This window comes from Deinococcus radiopugnans ATCC 19172 (assembly GCF_006335125.1).
GTDB classification, from domain to species: Bacteria; Deinococcota; Deinococci; order Deinococcales; family Deinococcaceae; genus Deinococcus; species Deinococcus radiopugnans.
Genome location: NZ_VDMO01000004.1, coordinates 1 through 21,909 on the forward strand (window position 1 = coordinate 1; position 21,909 = coordinate 21,909).

Genomic DNA, 21,909 nt, shown 5'->3' on the forward strand with positions numbered 1-21,909 from the left:
GCCTCGCATTCGCGAGGCTGAGGATTCACCGGGTGAGCCTGGCTCATCTGGTGCAGGGGATCTACAACTGGTGCCGAGTTCAACGGGGTCTGCGGAGGCAGCTCGACGTCCCGAAGGGACGTCAGCTATATCTCCAGCGCACACCGGCCATGACGATCGGGCTGACCGATCACGTCTGGAAGGTGCGGGACTGGCTATCACAGCCGCAGGGCGTCCCCTGTCGGGCATAGTTCCAGCCAACTATCCTCCGCTGGATTTCCAGGTGTTTCCAACACCTTTCAATCGGAGTCCGTACTAGCCCGAAAGTCGAGCCGGCCGTGCAGAGGCGCGGCGGCCTCACTTCTGACTGTTCCGATTCGCGTCACGTCCCCAACGGTCATCTGGCTGAGGGAACAGGCTGGCATAAGGCATCCTGGCGGATTTCCATCCCTTGCGAGGCGGCCGGCCATCACAAGGGGGCCAGTGCCCCAAAGGTCGTTGGGATGACGCCAGCGCAAATCATCGGCGGGGGCAGAGCGGAAGGTGCGGGCCGTCATGCCCCCGTCAGCCCACGCTTGGTATGCTGTGGTGTTTTGCGCCCCTCCCCCACCCCCGCTCCCTCCTGGCTGACGCGGCCCTGGCTTGCAAGGCTGCGCGCCTGGCCCGGCGTGCTGACGCTGCTGTCGGTACTGGCGGTGGTGGTGGGAGCGCCGGTGCGCCCGCCGGAGATGGGCCAGCGCCTGAGCGCCAGCAACGTGGCCCCCGCCCTGCCCGAAGTGCGGGCCATGCCGCAGCCGGGGCCGAGCGTGCCGGTCCTGACACCCCCGCCCCCGGCCGAGTCCCTGCGGCTGGTGCGCCAGCAGACGGGGCGTCCGGTCACCCACTGGACCTGGCAGCAGCCCGCGCCCCTGAGCGACCTGACCGTCCTGGGGCGGCGACAGACGGACGGCGGCTAGGCCCCGAACGTCCGCCAGCAGCCGCCCAATTTGATATTTTCTCCCTCTTTCCGTGAAGGAGGGCCGGGGTGAGGGACGTGTTCCGCACGTGCCCACCCGACAGGAGTTCCACCGTGACCTACGGCAACAACCGCAATAAAAACACCGGGGGCAATGACCGCCGTCCGCCGCCCAGGCGCAACGCCCCACCCAGTTCCAGCAAGCGCAGCCCCTGGATTCCCCTGCTGCTCCTGATCACGCTGATCGCCAGCCTCGCCTACATCTGGCGTCCCTGGGAACACCCCAAGAATCTGGCGGGCATCTGGAACGACGACTTCCAGTTCATCACGCTGGGGCTGGACCTCAAGGGCGGCCTGCGGATCGAACTGGCCCCCGAGTCCGGCACGGCCACCAAGGATGAGCTGGACCGTGTCAAGACCGTGATCGAGAACCGCGTCAACGCGCTGGGCGTGGCCGAGCCCACCGTGACGGTGGCCGGAGGCAAGCGCGTGGTGGTGGAGATCCCCGGCGCTACGCCCGCCATCCAGCAGCGTGCCCGCGAGATCATTCAGCAGACGGCCAAGCTGGAGTTCCGGATTGTCAACGACGGCGCGCAGCCTGACCCGACGGTCCGCGCCGAGAAGCCCGGTTCCGGGGGCTACACGCTGGCGCAACTGGGGCCGATCCAGGCCACCGGGGAAGTGGTGGAGAGTGCCACCTCCGGCACCAACTCGCAGACCGGGCAGTGGGTGGTCAACTTCACCACCACCGACAAGGGCGCGCAGACCTTCGGCGACTTCACGGGCAAGAACGTGGGCAAACTGATGGCCGTGGTTCTGGACGACCAGATTCAGAGCGTCGCCACCATCAACCAGCGGCTGTTCCGCGACATCCAGATCAGCGGCTCGTTCACGCCCGAGGAAGCCAATCAGCTCGCGCTGGTGCTCAAATCCGGGGCGCTGCCGATCAAGATCAAGACCGAAGCCGAGCGGGCCATCGGGCCGACGCTGGGGGCCGATGCCATTCGCAGCGGCGCAATTGCCGCGCTGGTGGGCATCGCGCTGGTCTTCGTGATGCTGTTCGCGTACTACGGCCTGTGGTTCGGGCTGGTGGGCGCGCTGGGCCTGCTGTTCTCCAGCATCCTGATTCTGGGCATGCTGGCCGGCTTCGGGGCCACGCTGACGCTGCCGGGCATCGCGGGGCTGGTGCTGACCATCGGCGCCGCCGTGGACGGCAACGTGATCTCGTTCGAGCGCATCAAGGAGGAGCTGTACCGGGGCAAGGGCATCCGGAATTCCATCGAGGCCGGGTACCGCCACTCCACCGCCGCCATTCTGGACGTGAACGCCTCGCACCTGCTGGCCGCCGCCGCGCTGTACAACTACTCCACCGGGCCGGTCAAGGGCTTCGCCGTGACGCTGATGATCGGCGTGATCGCCGCGACGTTCTCCAACCTGGTCTTCGCCAAATGGTTCATCGAGTGGATCGCCCAGCGCCACCCCAACATGAACGCGCGCCAGTGGGTCAAGAACACCCACATCGACTTTATTAAAGCCGCGCCGTTCATCACCAGCGCCAGCCTCCTGCTGGCCGTCATCGGCGGCAGCGTCTTGGCCACCAAGGGCCTGAACTACGGCGTGGACTTCACGTCCGGCACCACCCTGACCCTGCGCACCGACGCCAGCACCAACACCGAGCAGGTGCGGACGGCAGCGGCAGGCGCAGGCATCGAGAAGGTCAACGAGCAGAGTGCGGCCATCCAGCGCGACGTCAACCCCACCCAGAACGGCGTGCAGTACAACGTCAAGGTGCCGGAACTGACCGCCGCCGAGGCCGATACGCTGGGCGCGGCCCTGAGCAAGCTGCCCGGCGGCGAGGTCCAGGCCACCGAAACGGTCGGCCCCACCGTCGGCAAGGAGCTGACCCAGAAGACCATCTATGCCGTCCTGCTGGGCCTGGGTCTGATTCTGGTGTACGTGGGCTTCCGCTTCGATTTCATCATGGGCATGGGCAGCATCATCGCCGTGCTGCACGACGTGGCCATCGTGATGGGCATGTACTCGCTGCTGGGCCTGGAGTTCGGCATCGCCAGCGTGGCGGCGCTGCTGACCCTGATCGGCTACTCGCTGAACGACTCGATCATCGTCTCGGACCGCATCCGCGAGAACATCAAGGAAATGCGCGGCCACAGCTTCCGCGAGATCGTGAACACCAGCATCAACCAGACGCTGTCGCGCACCATCATGACCTCGGTGTCCACCATGCTGCCGCTGGTCAGCCTGCTGATCTTCGGCGGCCCGGTGCTGCGCGACTTCAGCCTGGCGCTGCTGCTGGGCATCGTGATCGGCACCTACAGCAGCATCTACATCGTTGCGCCGCTGGTGGTGTACGTCGAGGAATGGAACAAGAAACGCCAGAGCGGCGGCAAGCCCGCCAAGGCCTGAACGTTCTCGTGTCTCGCTGACCGCAGCGTGCCAGAAGAGCTTCGAGGCACTCACGTTCAGCCAGCACCGCCTGACCCGACTGGGTTTCAGGCGGTGCTTTTCTTTTTTGTACCTGACGGCAGTTCGGCTGTCGTCAGGCACAGCCGCGCTCCTCACCACCTCCGCGGGACGCTTGAGCAGACCTGAAGACAGGCCCGTTCTGGCCGCCTGCGGGTCTACCCTGATTTCATGACCACGCAACCAACCATCCACATGAGGAATCTGGGGGCCACCGGCCTGGGCGTCAGCGAGATCGGCTACGGGGCTTGGGGCATCGGCGCGGACATGTGGAAGGGCGCACAGGACGACGAGAGCCTGCAGGCGCTGCGCCGCTATCTGGAACTGGGCGGCAACTTCATCGACACCGCAATGGGCTACGGCGACGGCCACAGTGAACGGCTGGTGGGGCAGGCCGCCCGCGACTACCCCGGCACGGTGGTCGCTACCAAGATCAGCCCCAAGAACGGCGAGTGGCCCGCACGCCCCGGCGTTCCGGTGGACGAGGTCTTCCCTGCCGAACACGTCATCGCCATGACCGAGGCCAGTCTGGAGCGTCTGGGGCTGCCCCGGATCGACGTGCAGCAGTTTCATGTCTGGAACGACTCGTGGCTGGGCCAGGGCGACTGGCATGACGCGGTGACGCAGCTCAAGCGCGACGGCAAGATCGGCCACTTCGGCATCAGCATCAACGACCATCAGCCGGACAATGCCGTGAAAGCGGTAGAGGCGGGGGTGGTGGAAACGGTGCAGGTGATCTACAACGTCTTTGACCAGTCGCCGCAAGACCGCCTGCTGGACGCCTGCCTTGCCAACGGGGTGGGCGTAATCGTGCGCGTGGCACTGGACGAGGGCAGCCTGACCGGGAACATCACGGCTGGCACTGAGTTCCCGGAAGGGGACTGGCGCAACCGCTACTTCGGCGGCAACCGCAAGGCCGAGTTGCAGCCGCGCCTGCGGGCCATCGAGGCCGATCTGGGCATCAACAGTTCGCAGCTGGCCGAGACCTCGCTGCGCTTCGTCCTGAGCCACCGCGCCGTCAGCACCGTGATCGTGGGGATGCGCAGCGTGCGGAACGTGGAGCGCAACGTCGCCATCGCCGACGGCCAGGGCCTGCCCGCCGACGACGTGGCCCGCCTGTACGCCCACCGCTGGGACCGCAACTGGTACGAGGCGGCGGAGTAACCGCACCACCCGGACCTGCCGTAAAGGGATAGAAGCGTCGGTCCTTCTCGCTGCCTTGCCATACGGATTCCGTTTGTAACGCGACAGAAGTCGGGACAGCGCCGATGTCCACACTCCACTTCCGGAGGGATATTTTCCTCATTCTCGCTGTCGTCATGGACAGACGCCCATGACTGGGACAGCTCGAAGAGAGGACGCTCTTCCTCTGCTAGCGCAGCTCTGCGAGTCTCGCTCGGATTTCCAGGTGTTTTCAACACTTTTCAATCGGAGTCCGTATTAGGGAATCAGGCGGCACGTCCTTCCATGCCGAACCTTGCCCCCGTGAAGCGCGGATAATGCCCGCGTGAGCAGAGGGGCCATAAAAGGACAGGACAGTTGGGACCGCAACGAGCGACTGGGCATTCTCAACGGCTGGGGTGTCTTCATCGGCGACGGGTTCCTGAATGTCACCGTGGTGGTCTCCGGCTTCGCCTCCCGACTGGGGGCACCCAACTGGGTGATCGGATTGCTGCCCGCCATTGCCGGGGGCGGCTGGATGCTGCCGCAACTGCTGGTGGCCGCACGGGTCCGCAGCCTGCCGCACAAGCTGCCGGTCTACCGCTCGGCGGCCACGGTCCGCACGCTGACGTACCTGGCGATGGCGCTGATCGCCGCGTTCCTGGCCGATCAGCCGGCCCTGTGCCTGACGCTGTTCGTGCTGGCGATGCTGATCAACTCGCTGGCATCCGGCGTGGCCGGGCTGCCCTTTCTGGAAGTGGTCAGCAAGATTGTCAGCAGCGAGCGCCGCCCCCGCTTTTTCGGAACGCGCAACCTGTACGGCGGGCTGCTGGCCTTCGGGGCGGGCCTGCTGGTGCGCTGGATTCTGGGGTCGGACCTGCAGTTTCCCCTCAACTACGCCCTGATCTTCGGGCTGGGCGCGGCGGCCTACACCTACGGGTACTGGATTTTTGGCCGGGTGGACGAGCCGCCGGACCCCCCACAGGAGGCCCAGGGCTACCGCGCCGAGTTCCGCGCCATTCCCGAAACGCTGCGAGACCCGCACTTCCGCGCCTTTCTGAGCGTGCGCCTGCTGCTGGCGGGGGCCAGCATGAGCGATCCCTTTTTCGCGGTGTACGCCCTGCGCGTGCTGGATTTTCCCCCGGCCATCCTGGGGGCCTTCGTGATGGCGCTGACCGGGGCCGCGCCGCTGTCGAACATCGTGTGGCAGCGGGTGGCCGAGCGCAAGGGTTCACGCCGGATCATCCGCTACGCCTCGGTCTTCTACGGACTGGCCCCGCTGTACGCGGCGGTGGTGGGCGTGCTGGGGCTGGGCAAATGGGCGTACCTGGGGGTGTTCCTGCTGACCAGCGTGGCCGCGCAGGGCTTCAACCTGGGGCACACCAACCACCTGCTGAACATCGCGCCGCCCAACGCCCGCAGCCGTTACATCGGCACGCTGAACACGCTGGTGGGCGCGGCCCTGTTCACCCCGGTGCTGGGCGGGCTGATCGCAGACCGCTTCGGCTACCTGCCGGTGTTCGCCATCAGCCTGCTGCTGTGCGCCGGGGCGTGGTGGCAGTGCGGCAAGCTGCGGCGCGACGCCTGAGCGCGAAGAGCGGAGAGGACGCCGTGAGATTGAACATCTCCTGGGTCCGTTGGCTCCTCCGGCGCACGCCACGCCGCCCAGAATGAAAGCGTGCCCCTCGCGCCCGCCACCTGCGGGGGCTTACGCTGGGGCGTGTCCACTTCCCGCTGCCTCCGCGCGCTGCTTCCGGCCCTGCTGCTCGCCCTGCCTGTGGCAGGGGCCAGTCCGGCCAGCGACCTGTTCCGCTCGGCCACCGAACAGGTCGCGCGTGAATACTATGGCTGGTCCACGGCAGATCTAAAGGCGCTGAGCGAGAAGTACGACGCCCTGCTGCGCGTCAGGTGTTCGGACCAGGGAGAGGCGTGTTCCTACGCCACAGGCCGCGAGGTCCTGACCAACCTGTTCAAGGAATTCGGCGACGCCCACACCAACGTCCGTGACCCGGAAGGGGCCGAGCGGCTGCGCGAGGTCACGCAGGACCTGGCCGTCCAGCGCACCGGGGCGCGGCTGGCCCGCGCCGAGGGCGGCCTGCTGGTGGTGTCGATCATTCCTGGCAGCCCCGCCGAGGCCGATGGGCTGCGTGTCTTCGATCTGGTGACCACCGTGAACGGGCAGGCCGCGGGCAAACGCGGCGGCGAGAACGCGCCGGTGGGTCCCAACGAGTTCATCCGGCTGGAGCGGGCGGCCCAGCCTATCCGGGTCACCGTCCGGCGGCCCGCCCGCCCCGAGCTGACCGTGACCCTCCGCACCCAGCCTCTGCTGGCGCGCGACGTGCCCACCCTGTCGTGGGCGGGGATGGACGGAAAGGTGGCTGTCATCACCTATCCCACCTTTCTGCCCAGCGACGCCTCGCAACTGTTTCTAGACCGCCTGAACGAGGCGCAGGCGGCGGGGGCGCGCGAGCTGGTCGTGGACCTGCGCTACAACGGTGGCGGCAGCCTGACCGAATGCGTGGCCGCCGCCAGCGTCTTTGCTCCGGTGGAGTACCGCTCCCAGACCCGCTACAACGGCCGGCTGTCCACCTACAGCTACACCGGTGTGAACGGCACGCGGGGCCACTTCCTGAACCTGAAGACCGTGCCACCCGGCAGCGCGGTCTGGCGGGGACCGGCCGCCGTGCTGGTGGGGCCGGATACCGCCTCGTGCGCCGAAGTGTTCACCTACTACGCTCAGCGGGCTGGGGCCATCGCGGTGGGCGAAAAGACGCGCGGCGTGGGCAACAGCGGTGTGGTCTTTGATTCGCTGCCCGACGGCGGCGTGGTGTCCGTGACGATTCTGCGCGCCTTCAACGAGGCCGGCGAGCCGCTGCCCGACCGCATCACGCCCGACGTGCTGGCCCCCGGCGACATCGCGGCCCTGACCGAGCAGGGGCGCGACGTGACGCTGGAGGCCGCCTTGCAGGCGCTGGCGGCACGGGCTGCACGGTAAAACCGTAAAACTGAAATCTAGCTTGACCAGCGGCGCAGCAACGACACCAACGTCTGCGGCGTCACGTTGCGGAAGTCCTGGCCGCCCACCCGCACCAGCGGCGCGTCCTCGGCGCTGACACCCGCGCCGCACTGCGTCAGGACCAGTTCCACGTCGCCGTCCGCCGTGACCATGCCGGGGCTGATGCGCAGGCGGTCCCACACAGCCTCCAGCAGGGCCTCGCGCTGATCGACAGACAGGTGTTCGGTGCAGATTTCCAGGCGGGTGACGGGCATGGGTGGACTCCTTGTTCGGGGCTTGAGGGACAATCCTGCCGGGACATGCTAGCGGCTGAAGCGATGGTCAGGCTTCTGATCAAGCGGTGATGAAGCAAGGGGATCAGAAACGACGGCGGGAGGCCGGCATGAACCGGGCCAGCATGCATGAGCCGAATTCCCAGGGGCGCTGGGGCGTATGCTCAGGTTTGTGACTGTTGCCGCCCCACCTGCCCCCACGCCTGCTGCCGAGCGGCTGGCCCTGGCGGGTGTGCTGCTGACCGTTTTTCTGTGGGGCGCGAACGTGGTGGCCCTGAAAGCGGTGCTGGGCGTCCTGAACGCCGAGACCACCAACACCGTGCGGGTGCTGATCGCCGGGACGGTGCTGGTGGCCCTGGCCGTCCGCGCCCACGGCTGGCCGCGCTGGGATGTCCGGACGTGGCTGACGGTGGCCGGGGTGGGCCTGCTGGGCAACACGCTGTTCCAGGCCTTCTTCCTGACCGGGATCACTCTGAATCCGGCCGGGGTGGCGGGGCTGGTCAACGGGCTGGTGCCGGTGCTGGTGCTGCCGCTGGGCCTGGTGCTGGGCCAGCGCTTCACCCGCCAACAGGGGCTGGGCGTGGCGACTGCTTTCGCCGGATTGCTGGGCCTGCTGGCGCTGACCCGCGTGCCGGGCATGTCGGTCACGCCCGGCGGGCTGCTGTGGCTGCTGGCCGCCGGGGTGGTCTGGGCGCTGTACACGCTGTTCAACCGGCCGTTGTCGGCGCGGCTGGGCACGCTGCCCTTCGTCGCCTTCAGCCTGGTGCTGGGCAGCGTGCCGTACCTGCTGTACGCCCTGCCGCACCTTCAGTTCGGGGGTGCGGCAGGGGCCGGGCTTCCAGTGTTTGCCTGGCTGGGGCTGGGCTTTAGCGCCCTGGGGGCCAATGTCGTCGCCTACCTGGCCTGGGCCGGAGGCGCGCAGGTGCTGGGCGCGGCCCGCACCAGCGTGTGGCAGGCGCTGGCCCCGGTGATTGCCCTGGCCCTGAGCGCCGCGCTGCTGCGCGAGCGGCTGCCCGCCAGCGTGTGGGGCATGGCCGCCGTCATCCTGATCGGCGCGACAGTGGCGAACTGGCCGGAACGGGGCCGAACCAGTGGGCCACTGCATCCGGGACGCAGACTTCAGGAAGCCAACGAAGGCTCCCCGCCTGTGCAATGAGGCGGGGAGGCAAAACCTGAGCCGGGATCAGCGCGGTCTGGCACCGTCCAGATACACCGACAACAGCGCCCGCGCCGTGCCCTGCGGATCGGCGGGTGGCGTACCGGTGACCAGCGGGTAGATCAGCGCCAGGAACGCCCGCGTCAGCATCGGCGGCGGCAGGTCCGCGCGCAGTTCCCCGCGTGCCGCGGCTCCCTCGAACAGGGCGCTCAGGCCGCCCATCCAGACCCGGCGGTATTCGTTCTCGAAGGCCGTGCGGCGTTCCGGCGAGACGTGCCGCAACTCGGAGGCCAGCTGCAGGCCCACACGCTGCTCGGGGGCGCTGTCGGCCAGTTCGCCCACCAGCGTCTCCAGCTGCGCCGCCAGCCCGCTCTGGGCCGAGGCGTGTTCGATCAGCCGCGCCAGCCCCGCCAGCGCGCCGTCCAGCATCGCCAGGAACAGGGACTCCTTGTCGGCGAAGTGATGGTACAGGGCGGGCTTGGTCACGCCCACCGCCTCGGCCACCTCGCGCATGGACACGCCGTGATAGCCGCTCGCCACGAACAGCCGCGCCGCCTCCTGCCCAATGCGGGTGCGGGTCGTGTCGGGGCCAGCGCTGGAGGCAGAGGCAGAGGCGGGCGGCAGAGACACAGTCACGTCCAGCATGATACCTGTCTATCCGTCTTTGCGCTCAGGAGGCACGAGGCCGGAAGGTCAATACGCCCGCCTGACTGCTCGCCGAAACCCCAGAGCATCGGATAGAGGCGCAAGAAGGAGGCCCGGACGCATCAAGCATCCGGGCCTCGCCCACTTCAACTTCAGACTGTCAGGGCTTAAGCCTGGGTGTCGTCGGTCTTGGTGTCCGTGCTGGTATCGGCGGATTCAGCATTGGCCGTTTCCGTGCTGGCGGCGTCGTCCTTCTTGTCGCCGCCCAGACCGAACTGCGCGAACAGGTCGGCGTACACGTCGCCCAGCTTGGTGCTGATCTTGCCGCCCTGGCTGGCGTCCTTGGCGTTGTAGTTGTAGTCGGCTCCGCCGCCACGTCCACCACGTCCACCCGCGCCACGTCCGCCGCCGGGTGCGCCGCCGTAACGGTCGCTGCGGCTGCCGCCGCCCTGGCTGACGTAATCGCGCTGGCCGCCGCCCTGGGCAGGAGGTGCGCCGCCGCCCAGGAAGCGCCGACGGCTCAGGCTGGCGCGCTGCTCGACGGGGTCGATGTTCAGGATCATGGCTTCAATCTCGTCGCCCTTCTTGAACAGGTCCGCCGGGTTGTTGACGCGGGCGGTATCAAGTTCGCTGATGTGAATCAGGCCCTCGATGCCTTCCTCGATCTCCATGAACACGCCGAAGTCGGTCATGCCGGTGATCTTGCCCTTAACGGGGGTGCCGGGCGGGTAACGGTCTGGCAGCGCGCTCCAGGGATCGTCGGTGGTCTGACGGATGCCCAGGCTGATGCGGCGGTCCTTGGGATCGATCCGCAGGATCACGGCCTCGACCTCGTCGCCTTCCTTCATCACTTCGTTGGGGTGACGCACGCGCTTGGTCCAGCTCATCTCGGAAACGTGGACCAGCCCTTCCAGACCGGATTCGAGTTCCACGAAGGCCCCGAAGTTGGTCAGGTTGGTGACCTTGCCCTTGACGCGCTGGCCGACGCTGTAGCGGTCAATCGCCCCTTCCCAGGGATCCTGGGTCAGCGACTTCATGGACAGGTTGATGCGCTCACGGCCCTCGTCCACGTCGATGACCTGAACCTGAACCTTGTCGCCCACCGAAACCACGTCGCGGGGGTGGTTGAAGCGGCCATAGGTCAGCTCGCTGCGGTGCACCAGCCCGTCGATGCCGCCGAGGTTGACGAACACGCCGAAATCGGTGATCTCGACGACTTCGCCCTCGAACTGCGCGCCGGGTTCCAGCTGGCCCACGGTTTCCTCGCGGGCCTTGGCCTTCTGGGCTTCCATGATGGCGCGGTGGCTGATGATCACGCGGTTGCGCTTGCGGTTCAGCTCGATCAGCTTGACCATCAGCGGCTTGCCCACGTAGGGATCAAGCTCGTTGACCCGGCGGGTGTCCACCTGGCTGGCAGGCAGGAACGCACGGATGCCCTCGACCTGGGCCACCAGACCGCCACGGACCTTTTCCAGCACCTCGACTTCAAAGGCCTCGTCGGCCTCCTGCATCTTCTCGAGGACGCGCCAGCCCTTGTCCTGATCGGCCCGCTTCTTGCTCAGCACGATCTGGCTGTTGGACAGGTCCACGCGCACCACGTAGGCCTCGATCTGCTCGCCGGGCTTGTACATGCCCTGGGCCTCTTCCAGCGTCATCGGTTCATCGCCGAGCTGGTTGAGGGGAATGATGCCCTCCACCTTCGCGCCGATGTCCACGGCAATGCCTTCCTGGCCGATGAACACGATCTGGCCGTCCACGATGTCCCCGCGCGTGACGCTCTGGGGCTCCTGCGCCTCACTGGCGAGGATGTCCTCCATGGTCATGGCCGGGTATTCGCGCTCCTCAGGGGCAACAGGGGCGCTGCTGGCCTGGGGGGCAGGTTCGGCCGCCGGGGTCTGCGCCTGGGCCGACTGGGCCTGGGTGGTGGTGTCCACGTCACTGGCTGCGGCGGTCATGTTCTCCGCCTGGGTGCCGGTGGCCTGGGTCTCGGTGGCTGTCTCGTTGCCCGTCGTGGGCTGAGTCCCGCTTTGCACGGCGGGGGTCTGGGTGTTGTCTTCCATGAACTCCTGTCCTCCTGGGCTGGCAGAATTCCGCCTGACAGCCAGCTTCTGTAAACTGCTGCCGTGCGGCCTTCGGCCTGCTTCCGCTGAGGCTTAATTCAGCGGGGGGAGACACGGTCGCTACGGCGCGGCAACATCGTTCAGTGTACCAGAGTCGGAGTGTGGGCAGCAAGCACGCTCTGAACGCAGTCCATTCATTTCTGACGGAACGCTGAAGTCACGCGGGCGGCGCAGCGGTCCACCGCAGCTCTCGCCCGGCAGCTTGACGGGTCAGGAGCAGCCCGGTATACTTCCTGTCGCCTTCCCCTGAGGGAAAGCACCTTCCCCGCTGGGGCATCGTCTAATGGCAGGACAACAGTCTCTGACACTGTCGATCAAGGTTCGAGTCCTTGTGCCCCAACCACCTCTGAGCTGGAATGAAAGGCCCCGCCCCGGCGGGGTTTTTTGTGTTCTCGGGACTGGGCCTGGGCGACCTGCAGCACGGACCCGGCCGGAAAGGCTATGCAGACGATCCGCCTCACATTTCACCGCTCTTTACACTCTGGCGCTGGCAGCGATTCCAAAGCCCCTTTCCTCTACACTTGGGGGCAATGACTCAGCACACCCCGCCTCAGTGGTACAAGAGCGCCGTCTTCTACGAGCTGTCCGTCCGCACCTTCGCCGACGGCAACGGCGACGGCAAGGGCGACTTTCCCGGCCTGACCGGCAAGCTGGATTACCTGCGCACCCTGGGCGTGGACTGCCTGTGGCTGCTGCCCTTCTACCCCAGTCCGCTGCGCGACGACGGCTACGACGTGGCCGACTACACCGGCATCCACCCGGACCTGGGGACCATCGAGGACTTCCAGTTCTTCCTGGCCGAGGCCCATTCACGCGGGCTGCGGGTGATCGCCGATCTGGTGACTAACCACACCTCCAGCGAGCATCCCTGGTTTCAGGCGGCGCGGCGCGGCCCCACCCTGCCCGACGGCAGCCCCAACGAGTACCACGACTACTACGTCTGGAGCGACACCGGCACCGAGTACCCCGGCGCGCGCATCATCTTCACCGACACCGAAACCAGCAACTGGACCCGCGACGAGGTGTGCGGGCGCTACTACTGGCACCGCTTCTTCTCGCATCAGCCGGACCTGAACTTCGACAACCCCAAGGTGATCGAGGAGATTCTGGACGCCGCGCGTTTCTGGCTGAACACCGGCCTGGACGGCTTCCGGGTGGACGCGGTGCCGTATCTGGTCGAGCGCGAGGGCACCAACTGCGAGAACCTGCCCGAGACGCATGAGATTCTCAAGAAGATGCGCCGCATGGTGGACACCGAGTATCCGGGCCGCCTGCTGCTGGCCGAGGCCAACCAGTGGCCCGAGGACGTCGCGGAGTACTTCGGCACCGAGGCTGACCCCGAGTTCCACATGTGCTTCAACTTCCCGGTGATGCCCCGGCTGTACATGAGCCTCAAGAAGGAGGACACCACTTCCATCCGCGAGATCATGGGCCGCCTGCCCGAGATTCCGTCGTTCGGACAGTGGGCCACCTTCCTGCGTAACCACGACGAACTGACGCTGGAGATGGTGGACGACGACGAGCGCGCGTTCATGTACGCGGCCTATTCGCCCGACACCCGCATGCGGATCAATGTAGGCATCCGCCGCCGCCTGGCCCCACTGCTGAACAACGAGCGCCGCCGCATCGAGCTGCTGAACAGCGTCCTGCTGGCCCTGCCGGGCAGCCCGATCCTGTACTACGGCGACGAGATCGGCATGGGCGACGACCTGGGGCTGGCGGACCGCAACGGCGTGCGTACCCCGATGCAGTGGAACGCGGGCATCAGCGGCGGCTTTTCCACCGCGTGGCCCTCGGACTGCTTTTTCCCGCCGATCAGCGATCCGGTGTACGGCTACCAGCGCGTCAACGTGCAGGCCCAGGAACGCGATCCGGGCAGCCTGTTGCAGTGGACCTCGCGCCAGCTCGAAGCCCGCCGCCAGCACCCGGCCTTTGCCCACGGCGACCTGAAGTTCGTGGAGACCAACAACACCTCGGTGCTGGCCTTTACCCGCACCCACGAGAACGAGGTCCTGTTGATCGTGTGCAACTTTGCCGCCAACGCTCAGGCCGCCACCCTGGACCTGGGCGAGTACGTGGGCCGCACGCCCGTGACCCTCTCTGGCGCCAGTCCCTTCCCGCCGGTGACCGAGGGGCCGTACACGCTGATGATGGGGCGGCACGAGTACTACTGGTTGCGCCTGAACTGAGAAAACTCTGGGAGAGCGGCGGGAGAAGGGCGTGTCTCTCGCCGCTCGGGCCAGCGCTTCGGCGGCGCACCATCAAAAAGGCCCCCTCCAGCACGGAGAGGGCCTTCGGTCAGAACCGGGCGTTCAGGGGTACAGGCCACGCAGGGCGCGCGCTTCGAGCACCCGCGTGCAGGACACGATGTAGACGGCGGTTCGCAGCGTCACGTCGTGCTTTTCCTTGACGTCCCACAGGCTCAGGAAGGCCTCGGACATAATGCGGTCTAGGCGTTTGTTGATCTCCTCCTCGGTCCAGAAGAACGAGCTGAAATCCTGCACCCACTCGAAGTAGCTGACCGTGACGCCCCCGGCGTTCGCCAGCACGTCGGGCACGATGGTGATGCCCTTGCCCGACAGCAGGTCGTCGGCGGCGGGGTTGGTGGGGCCGTTGGCGCCCTCCACGATCAGCTTGGCCCGGATCTTGTCGGCGTTCGCCAGCGTGATCTGGTTTTCCAGCGCGGCGGGAATCAGGACGTCGCAGTCCACGCTCCAGAACTCGTCCTTCTGGATTTCCTCGCTGCCGGGCAGTTCGGTGATCTTGCCGGTGCGGCGCAGGTGTTCCAGGGCGGCGGCAGGGTCAATGCCCGCGTCGCTGTGGATGGTGCCGGTCACGTCCTGAATGGCGACGATCTTGGCACCGTGCCCGTGGAAGATGCGCGCGGCGGCCTCGCCCACGTTGCCGAAGCCCTGAATGGCGATGCGCGCGCCTTCCATTGACAGGCCCAGCTTCTTCATGGCCTCGGCCCCGGTCACGAACACGCCGCGCCCGGTGGCGTCCGCGCGGCCCAGCGAGCCGCCCAGGCTGACGGGCTTGCCGGTGACCACACCCGTGGCGGTGCGGCCCACGTTCATGGAGTAGGTGTCCATGATCCACGCCATCGTCTGCGGGTTGGTGTTCACGTCGGGGGCGGGAATGTCCTTTTCCGGCCCGATGATCAGCCCGATCTCGGTGGCGTAGCGGCGGGTCAGGCGTTCGAGTTCCCCGGTGCTGTACTTGCGGGGGTCAATCCGCACGCCGCCCTTGCCGCCGCCGTAGGGCAGGTTGACGGCGGCGTTCTTGATGGTCATCCACGCCGAGAGCGCCATGACCTCGCTGAGGGTCACGTCCTGGTGGAAGCGAATGCCGCCCTTGGCCGGGCCGCGCGAGGTGTTGTGCTGCACGCGGTAGCCCTCGAAGTGCGCCACCGTGCCGTCGTCCAGGTGGATGGGCACGTCGACCACCAGAATGCGCTTGGGCCGCTTGAGCGTTTCCACCCAGTACGCCAGCTTGCCCAGGTACGGCGTGACGCGCTCCACCTGCTCCAGGTAGATCTCGTACGGCCCGATGTGGTTGGGGTCGAGGTAGCTGGGAATGTCGTGCGCGCCGTACTTCTTCTGGTTGACGTGATCGGGATCCTGGGTGGCGGTCATGCGGGGGCTCCTTTGGGGGCGGGAGGCGTGTGGTTCTTGACGTGTAACAGGGAAAGATTGGAAGGCGCGGCGTGCCGGGAACGCGCCCGGCTCATGGGTACACCCCGCGCATCACCGTGGCGTTGTGCAGGCGGTTGAGGGCCACGGCGTAGGCGGCAGTGCGCAGGTCCAGATCGTGCGCGCGCATGAACGCCATCACGGTGTCCACGGCGGCGTCCACCCGCTCGTCAATGGCGGCCTCGATTTCCTCTTCGGTCCAGAAGAAATTGCTGGCGTCCTGCACCCATTCCAGGTAGTTGACCACCGCGCCGCCCAGGCTGGCCACCAGATCGGGCAGCACGGTCACGCCGCGCTCCTTGAGAAAGCGCTCGGCCTCGGGCAGCACGGCGCGGTTGGTGGCCTCCACCAGATGGTTGGCGCGCACCGCGTGGGCGTTGCCGGCGTTGATGGCCCCGTAGTCGTAGGCCAGCATCAGCACCTCCACGTCCAGTTCCAGCAGCTCGTCCACGGTGATGTCGGTGGCAAAGCCCTGCACGGTGCCGAACAGCTCGCGGTGCTGCGACAGGGCGTCCAGATCCAGCCCGCCGCTGGCAAACGTCGCGCCGTTCTGGTCACTGACGGCGATCACCATCGCGCCCTCGGCGGCCAGCGTCTGCGCGGCCTTGCGGCCCACGTCGCCGAAGCCGTACACGGCGCAGGGCGCACTCTGCAGGCTGCGTCCGGCTTCCTTCAGGACCCGCGACGTCACCAGGGCGGCGCTGCGGCCCCGCGCGTCCTTGCTGGCGTAGCTGCCGCCCAGCGGCAGGGGCTTGCCCACCACCACGCCGTTGACGGTGGTATCGGTGTTCTGGTTGTAGGTGTCCATCATCCAGGCCATCATCTGCGAGTCGCTGCCCACGTCGGGGGCCAGGATGTCGGTGCGCGGCCCGATCAGCTCCACGATCTCGGAGGTGTAGCGGCGCACCAGTCCCTCGGTCTCGTGCGGGCTGAGCGTGGTGGGATCGACGTCCACGCCGCCCTTCGCGCCGCCCAGCGGCAGGTCGGCCACCGCCGCTTTGAGGGTCATGATCGCGGCCAGCACCTCGCACTCGTGGGCGTTCAGGCCCGCCTTGAGGCGCATGCCGCCCATGCTGGGGCCGCGCGCGGTGCTGTGAACGGTGCGGTACCCCTTGAACACCTTGACCGTGCCGTCGTCCATCTGCACCGGCAGGTTCATGGTGACGGTGCGCTTGGGATACTTGAAATACGCCAGCGACCCGTCGGTCACGTCGCAGTGGGGCAGTGCCTGCTGAAGCTGTTCCATAAGGCCCTGCCAGTTGAGTCCTGATGCCCGCATGTGGGGTCTCCTTTGTGGATGAAACCGAAAAACGCCGAAGTGTGTCATTGGAGGATACACGCATAGACAACAGCGCCGCCAAGACATGATTTGTCGGTGAACGGTTCGCCGGGAAAAATGTTGTCTCCCCGTTCTAACCTCACCCGACTGACCCGTCAACCCGAGGAAATGAGGCCCGCACAAAGACTGGGGCTGAACCGATTCCAACCGTGACAACAGCTGAAATCGTGGTCTAAAGTTATCAATTGAAAGGCGGCTTCAGGTGTGCCGTCCATCTAGGCCAGACGCTGACGGGGGCCTAGCGGGCGCGTTCGATCTCACGCCTGGCCAGAGTCTCCAGCGCGTGCCGGGCCTCTGAGGCGGGAAAGCTTTGCAGGGCGTCGACGGCCAGCGCGGCGCGGCGGCGGATTTCCTCACGGGTGCGGTCAAAGACTCCGGTCCGCAGCGCCAGCTCGCGCACACGCCCCACGTCGCCGTCCTGGGCGGCGCGGCGTTCCAGAATGCGGCGGACCTCGGGACCGTGCGGCCCCTCCAGCAGCAGCAGGGACGGGTAGGTGGCCTTGCCCTCGCGCAGGTCACCGCCCACCGGCTTGCCGATCTGTGCCTCGGTGCCGGCCAGGTCCAGCAGGTCGTCTTGCATCTGGAAGGCCAGGCCGTATTCGCGCCCGAAGATGCACAGCGCCTCATGGGCGCCGTCGCCCGCCTTCAGCAGGGTGGCCGGGGCGCTGGCCGCCAGTTCGGTCAGGGCCGCCGTCTTGCCGTGGATCACGGTCAGGTAGTGCTGCAGGTCGTATTCCTGATACGCCGCCACCTGAAATTGCAGCACCTCGCCCTCGCAGATCACGCCCGCCGTCTCGCCGAACGCGCGGGTCAGGGCCGGGCCGCCGTTCATCTCTGCCAGCAGCGTCAGCAGCCGCGCCAGCATGAAGTCGCCGCTCATCACGCTGACCACGTTGCCAAAGCGCCGGAAGGCCGACTGTTGCCCGCGCCGGGTGTCGGCGTCGTCAATCAGGTCGTCGTGCAGCAACGAGGCCGAGTGCAGCAGTTCCACGCACACCGCCAGATCAAGCACGGCGTTCCAGCCGGGACGATCAGCGGAAGCCCCCAACAACTGCGCCGACAGCAGCGTCAGCAGCGGGCGGATGCGCTTGCCTCCGGCGGCCACCAGATCGTCGCCGATCAACTCGATAAACTCGACGCGCGAACGCAAAACCTCGCGCAGACGCGCCTCGAAAGCCGCATCGGGAACGCTCAGGGCCAGCACGCCGGTCATGTCCCGCAGTATAGAAGGGGGCGGGGGGGCAAAACGTACCGTAAGGCGCAGGCCGGACGCGACTCAGGCCCAGGCGTACTGGGGACAGGAAGAGAATAGCGGGGAAGCTGGCGGGTCTCCCACCGCACCGCCCATCCGGACCTAAAGGCTTCTTACCGGGCTGTCCCTCCCCAAAAGCCCCTGTACATGGTAAAAATGCAGGTATGGAAAGCGTCGTTGCCCTCTTTCGTGAGCCGAGCCAGGCCAAGGTGGTTCTGGAAGCCCTGAAATCCCGTGGTTTCGCCCGCGACCATCTGGGCTTTGCCCTGACCGACTCGGTGGCCGAGGACGATCTGGCGCAGTCCACCGGCGTCAGCCCGGAAGCCGGGGCGCCGGCCGGATCATCGAGCGTGATCAAGGGCGCCATCGGGGGCGTGCTGGCCAGTCTGGTGCTGACCGTGCCCATCTGGCTGCTGATCCTGGCTTTCCCGGTCACCCGCATCTACCAGGAGGGCGGCCTGCTAGGCATCATGTACGGCGCCATCGGCGGCCTGTTCCTGGGGGGCATGTTCGGATCGCTGGCCGGCAGTGACCACGGCGATTACGTCAAGCTGCTGCGCCGCATGGGGGTGCCCCCGGTGCAGGCCGAGCGCTTCAACGAGGGCATCGGCCAGGGTCACGTCATCGTGATCGCCCGCGACGACAGCGGCGCGCGCGTCGACGAGGCCCTGAGCCTGATGCGGCAGCACGGGGCCGTCCGGCTCGACGACGCCGTGGGCGGGGGCCGGATGCAGAGCGAGCGCGTGGGCCAGAGCGGGCACTGAGCGCCTCAGGGCAACAGAAACAGGAGGCGGGGCCTTGAGGAAGAACCTCAGCGCCCCGCCTCTTCCTGTCGGCCACCGGCCAGCCGCGACAGTTCCGCCGCGTCGCAGACCTGCACGGTGCGCCGCTCCAGCACGATCAGGCCCAGGCGGTAGAACTCACCCAGCTTGCGGCTGATCAGTTCGGGCACGGTGCCCAGCAGCGCGGCCAGTTCGGAATTGGTGGGCAGTGCGTGCGGCGCGGCGGCGTGTTCCAGCAGGTAGGCGGCCAGCCGCTCGCCCAGTTCGCTGAACACCAGACTGTCCAGCCGCCCCAGCAATTCGGCCTGCCGCCGCGCGAAATACGCGATCACCGCCTGCGCCAGCGCCGGGGTCTGAAACACCGCCTGCCGCACCGCGTCCACCGGCAGGCCCAGCACCTCGGTGGGCGTCTGCAGGGCCTGGGCCTGCGCCGGGTACACGGCGCGGCTCTGAAAGGCCGCGACCCCCGCCACCACCTGACGCGGCCCCTCGACATGCAGGGTCAGCTCGCGCCGCCCACCGCGCGACAGGCGGTAGACCCGCACGCTGCCCAGCGCGACGACGTACAGGGACTCGACGGCCTGCCCGGCGTGGAACAGATGCTCCCCGCGCGACAGGCTGGAAAAATGGCCCAGTTCGGCCAGCGGCTGCAGGTCGGCAGGCTGCGCCCCCTGAAAGATGGGCGCGTGGCGAAGCAGCGCAAGGGCGCGGTCAGCAGTCACGCGCCCTATGGTGCCACGCCTCTGGCCGGGCCGCCCAATCCCTAGCCGCCCAGCAGCGTGACCAGCACCCGGCCCGGCTGGCGGGCCAGCAGGCTGATGGACTCGTTGCCGTCATGGGTCACGACTTCCCCGGCCCCCACGGTCTGCGTTGCCTGAGCCGTGACCTCGATCTCACCCGACAGAACGGCCAGCACCGCGTGGGCGCCGGGATGGCGGTGCGGCGGAATGCCCTGGCCGGCCTCCAGGGTAAACAGCAGTGAGCGGCCGTGCGGGGTCACCGCGAGAACCTGGGGGGGCGTGCCACGGCGGATGGCGGTGGGGGCAAGAGTCTGTTCGGAGGTCATGGGGCTCCCTGTGTTGAAGGTTCTGACGGTGTTGCGGGGGCTGATTTTGCGTAGGCTCCGGCCAGCGCGAAGCGTTGCAGCGACACCCGCATGCGCGAGGCCATCACCAGCATGGCCTGCGCCTCGGGCGGATCCAGGTGCTGGGCCAGCGCCGTTTCCCACAGCGCCAGCCAGCGGTCAAAGTGTGCGGACTCCGCGCCCAGGTCGCTGTGCGCCGGGCCGGGTTGGCCGCGGTACGCGCTGGGGCCGCCGGTCACGGCCCGCCAGAAGCCCTCCAGTCGGGCGATATGCACCGGCCAGCCGGCACCCGGAAACGGCCCGACGCGCTGCTTGAACACCGGGGCCAGCAGCTCGTCCTTCATCACCTCAGCGTAGAAGCCCCACAGCAGCGCCCGCAGGCGTTCCTCGCCGATGCGCGAGAACAGCGTGTCGCCCTGCGCGCCGAGCAGCAGCGGGCCGGAGGCCGAGGCGGTCACGCGGCCCCCACGGCGGCGACGCACAGCAGCACGCTGGCCCCCAGCGTCACGTTGGTGATCCAGCCGGGGACGGGGGCACCCGCCACCGAGGCCCGCCGGACGTGCAGGGCCACCGTGCCGCCGATCAGCGCCAGCAGCAGTAGCTCGGCCCACAGCACCGGGGCCACCCCGCCCATAACGATCATGACCAGCGCCACCCCACCCAGCAGGGCGGTCAGCGGGCCGTTCACGCGAGCGTAGTGCCGCCCCACCAGTCGGCGGTGCGAGCGGCGCACCTCGGCGTCCGGAAACAGCTCCGTGAAGGCCGGACTGACCACGAAGGTGGTGAACAGGTACATGCCCACCCACAGCCCCACCAGCAGGATGTTGAGGCCCGCCAGCCACGACAGCAGGGTGCCAGAGAACAGGGACATGGCCCTAGACCCCGAAGAACTCGTAGTTGCGGGCGATGAAAGGGGTTTCCTCGGCAGGCACGTCCTCTTCCGGGAAGATCGCGCTGACCGGACAGGCCGGGACGCACGCACCGCAGTCGATGCACTCGTCGGGGTGGATCAGGTACATCTCGCCGGCGTCGTAGATGCACTCCACCGGGCAGACCTCGGTGCACGAGGCATCCTTGGTGCCGATACAGGGGCTGGTAATGATATGGGTCATGGCCCGAGTGTGCCAGACCGTGCGGCCCGCGCACCATGACCTAGGTCAAGGGTCTCTGAAAGCCGGGGCAGAATCGGGGAACAAGTGCGGGAACTTTTGCCAGGGCCGTCTCGTATCATGGAACGTATGCAGACCTATCCCATGCCCCAATCGCAGGCCCGAACGGCAGAACTTGTCCGCACGTTCATGGCCCGCACGTATTCGTGGATGGCCGCCGGATTGGCCCTGACCGCCGGCATCGCCTTTCTCACCGCCCAGAACGAGGCCTTTGCCTACCAGATCATGCAGTACCGCATGCCCCTGCTGCTGGTGCAACTTGGTCTGGTCTTTGGCCTGAGCCTGTTCGCCGACCGCCTGAGCAGTGCGGTGGCCGGCCTGCTGTTCATCGCCTACGCCGCGCTGACCGGCCTGACTTTCAGCGCCCTGCTGTTCGCGTACAGCCCCGCTGCAGTGATCAGCGCCTTTGCCACCACCGCCGGCACCTTCGGGGCCATGAGCGTGGTGGGTTACGTGATCAAAAAGGACCTGAGCGCGATGGGCCGTTTTTTCATGTTCGCGCTGATCGGGCTGATCGTCGCCATGATCGTCAACATTTTCGTCGCCAGCAGCGCCCTGACCTTCGGCATCAGCATCATCGGCGTGCTGCTGTTCGCGGGCCTGACCGCCTACGACACCCAGATGCTGCGCAACATGGCCCTGAGCGGCGTCAGCGGCGAGCAGGCCGAACGCGCCGCCATCAACGGGGCGCTGCGCCTGTACCTGGACTTCATCAACATGTTCCTGTTCATCCTGCGTCTGTTCGGCGGCAGCCGGAACTGAGATTCAGAATCTGAACTTCACCTCAAGCATCCGAAAGGGTGCTT

Annotated in this window: 20 protein-coding genes and 1 tRNA gene; 10 read left to right on the top strand and 11 right to left on the bottom strand. The window is 67.2% G+C overall.

Annotated elements, in window-relative coordinates; translation table 11 throughout:
- The first annotated feature begins 572 nt into the window (after positions 1-572).
- The 5 genes from FHR04_RS04245 to FHR04_RS04265 all read left to right on the top strand — a co-directional run bounded on the left by FHR04_RS04245 (position 573) and on the right by FHR04_RS04265 (position 7,571).
- Positions 573-935, top strand: coding sequence for a hypothetical protein (locus tag FHR04_RS04245; protein WP_245616306.1), 363 nt, complete (start codon positions 573-575; stop codon positions 933-935).
- A 113-nt stretch (positions 936-1,048) separates the two neighbouring features.
- A complete protein-coding gene (gene secD / locus FHR04_RS04250) occupies positions 1,049-3,358 on the top strand; it encodes a protein translocase subunit SecD (protein WP_139401091.1) in 2,310 nt (769 codons plus the stop codon).
- 228 nt (positions 3,359-3,586) lie between these two features.
- The gene (locus tag FHR04_RS04255; protein WP_139401094.1) at positions 3,587-4,579 is read left to right on the top strand and encodes an aldo/keto reductase; all 993 of its coding nucleotides are present in this window, start codon (positions 3,587-3,589) and stop codon (positions 4,577-4,579) included.
- Positions 4,580-4,922: 343 nt separating this feature from the next.
- Positions 4,923-6,164 (top strand): MFS transporter, encoded by a 1,242-nt coding sequence (locus FHR04_RS04260; RefSeq protein ID WP_170213851.1) that lies wholly within the window; start codon positions 4,923-4,925, stop codon positions 6,162-6,164.
- Between the two features lie 132 nt (positions 6,165-6,296).
- Positions 6,297-7,571: a S41 family peptidase gene (locus tag FHR04_RS04265; RefSeq protein ID WP_249038978.1), complete on the top strand. Its 1,275-nt coding sequence runs from the start codon at positions 6,297-6,299 to the stop codon at positions 7,569-7,571.
- 17 nt (positions 7,572-7,588) lie between these two features.
- Here FHR04_RS04265 and FHR04_RS04270 read toward each other — a convergent pair whose 3' ends face one another.
- Positions 7,589-7,846, bottom strand: a complete 258-nt coding sequence (locus FHR04_RS04270; RefSeq protein ID WP_039684495.1) for an NAD(P)H-dependent oxidoreductase subunit E — start codon at positions 7,844-7,846, stop codon at positions 7,589-7,591.
- 190 nt (positions 7,847-8,036) lie between these two features.
- On the opposite strand from FHR04_RS04270, the gene FHR04_RS04275 reads away from it, so the two are divergent.
- A complete protein-coding gene (locus FHR04_RS04275) occupies positions 8,037-9,020 on the top strand; it encodes a DMT family transporter (protein WP_249038979.1) in 984 nt (327 codons plus the stop codon).
- Between the two features lie 27 nt (positions 9,021-9,047).
- Here the strand turns inward: FHR04_RS04275 and FHR04_RS04280 are convergent, their stop codons facing one another.
- Entirely contained in the window at positions 9,048-9,656 is a 609-nt protein-coding gene (locus FHR04_RS04280; protein WP_375782563.1) for a TetR/AcrR family transcriptional regulator, read from the bottom strand.
- 176 nt (positions 9,657-9,832) lie between these two features.
- Positions 9,833-11,725 carry a 30S ribosomal protein S1 gene (locus FHR04_RS04285; RefSeq protein ID WP_039684500.1) on the bottom strand — a complete coding sequence of 631 codons (1,893 nt, stop codon included), beginning with the start codon at positions 11,723-11,725 and terminating at the stop codon, positions 9,833-9,835.
- 329 nt (positions 11,726-12,054) lie between these two features.
- On the opposite strand from FHR04_RS04285, the gene FHR04_RS04290 reads away from it, so the two are divergent.
- Positions 12,055-12,128 (top strand) — tRNA-Gln (locus FHR04_RS04290).
- 187 nt (positions 12,129-12,315) lie between these two features.
- The gene (gene treS, locus FHR04_RS04295) at positions 12,316-13,974 is read left to right on the top strand and encodes a maltose alpha-D-glucosyltransferase (protein WP_039684502.1); all 1,659 of its coding nucleotides are present in this window, start codon (positions 12,316-12,318) and stop codon (positions 13,972-13,974) included.
- A 123-nt stretch (positions 13,975-14,097) separates the two neighbouring features.
- Here the strand turns inward: treS and FHR04_RS04300 are convergent, their stop codons facing one another.
- The 3 genes from FHR04_RS04300 to FHR04_RS04310 all read right to left on the bottom strand — a co-directional run bounded on the left by FHR04_RS04300 (position 14,098) and on the right by FHR04_RS04310 (position 18,029).
- On the bottom strand, positions 14,098-15,420 hold the full coding sequence (locus FHR04_RS04300; protein WP_039684504.1) for a Glu/Leu/Phe/Val family dehydrogenase: 1,323 nt from the start codon (positions 15,418-15,420) through the stop codon (positions 14,098-14,100).
- A 91-nt stretch (positions 15,421-15,511) separates the two neighbouring features.
- Positions 15,512-16,756: a Glu/Leu/Phe/Val family dehydrogenase gene (locus FHR04_RS04305; RefSeq protein ID WP_139401096.1), complete on the bottom strand. Its 1,245-nt coding sequence runs from the start codon at positions 16,754-16,756 to the stop codon at positions 15,512-15,514.
- A gap of 298 nt (positions 16,757-17,054) precedes the next feature.
- Positions 17,055-18,029: a polyprenyl synthetase family protein gene (locus FHR04_RS04310; RefSeq protein WP_139401098.1), complete on the bottom strand. Its 975-nt coding sequence runs from the start codon at positions 18,027-18,029 to the stop codon at positions 17,055-17,057.
- Positions 18,030-18,232: 203 nt separating this feature from the next.
- Here FHR04_RS04310 and FHR04_RS04315 point away from each other — a divergent pair, with 203 nt between their 5' ends.
- The gene (locus FHR04_RS04315; protein WP_139401100.1) at positions 18,233-18,832 is read left to right on the top strand and encodes a hypothetical protein; all 600 of its coding nucleotides are present in this window, start codon (positions 18,233-18,235) and stop codon (positions 18,830-18,832) included.
- A gap of 47 nt (positions 18,833-18,879) precedes the next feature.
- On the opposite strand, the gene FHR04_RS04320 is transcribed toward FHR04_RS04315, so the two are convergent.
- Genes FHR04_RS04320 through FHR04_RS04340 form a run of 5 tightly spaced genes read right to left on the bottom strand, consistent with a single transcriptional unit; the run spans position 18,880 to position 21,046 of the window.
- The gene (locus tag FHR04_RS04320) at positions 18,880-19,572 is read right to left on the bottom strand and encodes a Crp/Fnr family transcriptional regulator (RefSeq protein WP_139401102.1); all 693 of its coding nucleotides are present in this window, start codon (positions 19,570-19,572) and stop codon (positions 18,880-18,882) included.
- Between the two features lie 41 nt (positions 19,573-19,613).
- Positions 19,614-19,916, bottom strand: a complete 303-nt coding sequence (locus FHR04_RS04325; protein ID WP_139401104.1) for a cupin domain-containing protein — start codon at positions 19,914-19,916, stop codon at positions 19,614-19,616.
- On the bottom strand, positions 19,913-20,392 hold the full coding sequence (locus FHR04_RS04330) for a group III truncated hemoglobin (RefSeq protein ID WP_245616308.1): 480 nt from the start codon (positions 20,390-20,392) through the stop codon (positions 19,913-19,915). Before FHR04_RS04330 ends, FHR04_RS04325 begins: the two co-directional genes overlap by 4 nt.
- Positions 20,389-20,805, bottom strand: a complete 417-nt coding sequence (locus FHR04_RS04335; protein ID WP_139401105.1) for a DUF4149 domain-containing protein — start codon at positions 20,803-20,805, stop codon at positions 20,389-20,391. The genes FHR04_RS04330 and FHR04_RS04335 overlap by 4 nt, the downstream gene beginning before the upstream one ends.
- A gap of 4 nt (positions 20,806-20,809) precedes the next feature.
- Positions 20,810-21,046: an indolepyruvate ferredoxin oxidoreductase subunit alpha gene (locus FHR04_RS04340; protein ID WP_039684518.1), complete on the bottom strand. Its 237-nt coding sequence runs from the start codon at positions 21,044-21,046 to the stop codon at positions 20,810-20,812.
- A gap of 126 nt (positions 21,047-21,172) precedes the next feature.
- Here FHR04_RS04340 and FHR04_RS04345 point away from each other — a divergent pair, with 126 nt between their 5' ends.
- Complete coding sequence (locus FHR04_RS04345; protein ID WP_039684520.1) at positions 21,173-21,865, top strand: Bax inhibitor-1/YccA family protein; 693 nt, start codon at positions 21,173-21,175, stop codon at positions 21,863-21,865.
- Positions 21,866-21,909 lie beyond the last annotated feature (44 nt).

Bases quoted from the DNA above. Each gene is read 5' to 3' on its own strand.
- FHR04_RS04255 (WP_139401094.1), top strand. From the start codon at position 3,587: ATGACCACGCAACCAACCATCCACATGAGGAATCTGGGGGCCACCGGC.
- FHR04_RS04285 (WP_039684500.1), bottom strand. From the start codon at position 11,725: ATGGAAGACAACACCCAGACCCCCGCCGTGCAAAGCGGGACTCAGCCC.
- FHR04_RS04340 (WP_039684518.1), bottom strand. From the start codon at position 21,046: ATGACCCATATCATTACCAGCCCCTGTATCGGCACCAAGGATGCCTCG.
- FHR04_RS04305 (WP_139401096.1), bottom strand. From the start codon at position 16,756: ATGCGGGCATCAGGACTCAACTGGCAGGGCCTTATGGAACAGCTTCAG.
- FHR04_RS04345 (WP_039684520.1), top strand. From the start codon at position 21,173: ATGCAGACCTATCCCATGCCCCAATCGCAGGCCCGAACGGCAGAACTT.
- FHR04_RS04300 (WP_039684504.1), bottom strand. From the start codon at position 15,420: ATGACCGCCACCCAGGATCCCGATCACGTCAACCAGAAGAAGTACGGC.
- FHR04_RS04315 (WP_139401100.1), top strand. From the start codon at position 18,233: ATGGAAAGCGTCGTTGCCCTCTTTCGTGAGCCGAGCCAGGCCAAGGTG.
- FHR04_RS04325 (WP_139401104.1), bottom strand. From the start codon at position 19,916: ATGACCTCCGAACAGACTCTTGCCCCCACCGCCATCCGCCGTGGCACG.
- FHR04_RS04270 (WP_039684495.1), bottom strand. From the start codon at position 7,846: ATGCCCGTCACCCGCCTGGAAATCTGCACCGAACACCTGTCTGTCGAT.
- FHR04_RS04335 (WP_139401105.1), bottom strand. From the start codon at position 20,805: ATGTCCCTGTTCTCTGGCACCCTGCTGTCGTGGCTGGCGGGCCTCAAC.
- treS (WP_039684502.1), top strand. From the start codon at position 12,316: ATGACTCAGCACACCCCGCCTCAGTGGTACAAGAGCGCCGTCTTCTAC.
- FHR04_RS04310 (WP_139401098.1), bottom strand. From the start codon at position 18,029: ATGACCGGCGTGCTGGCCCTGAGCGTTCCCGATGCGGCTTTCGAGGCG.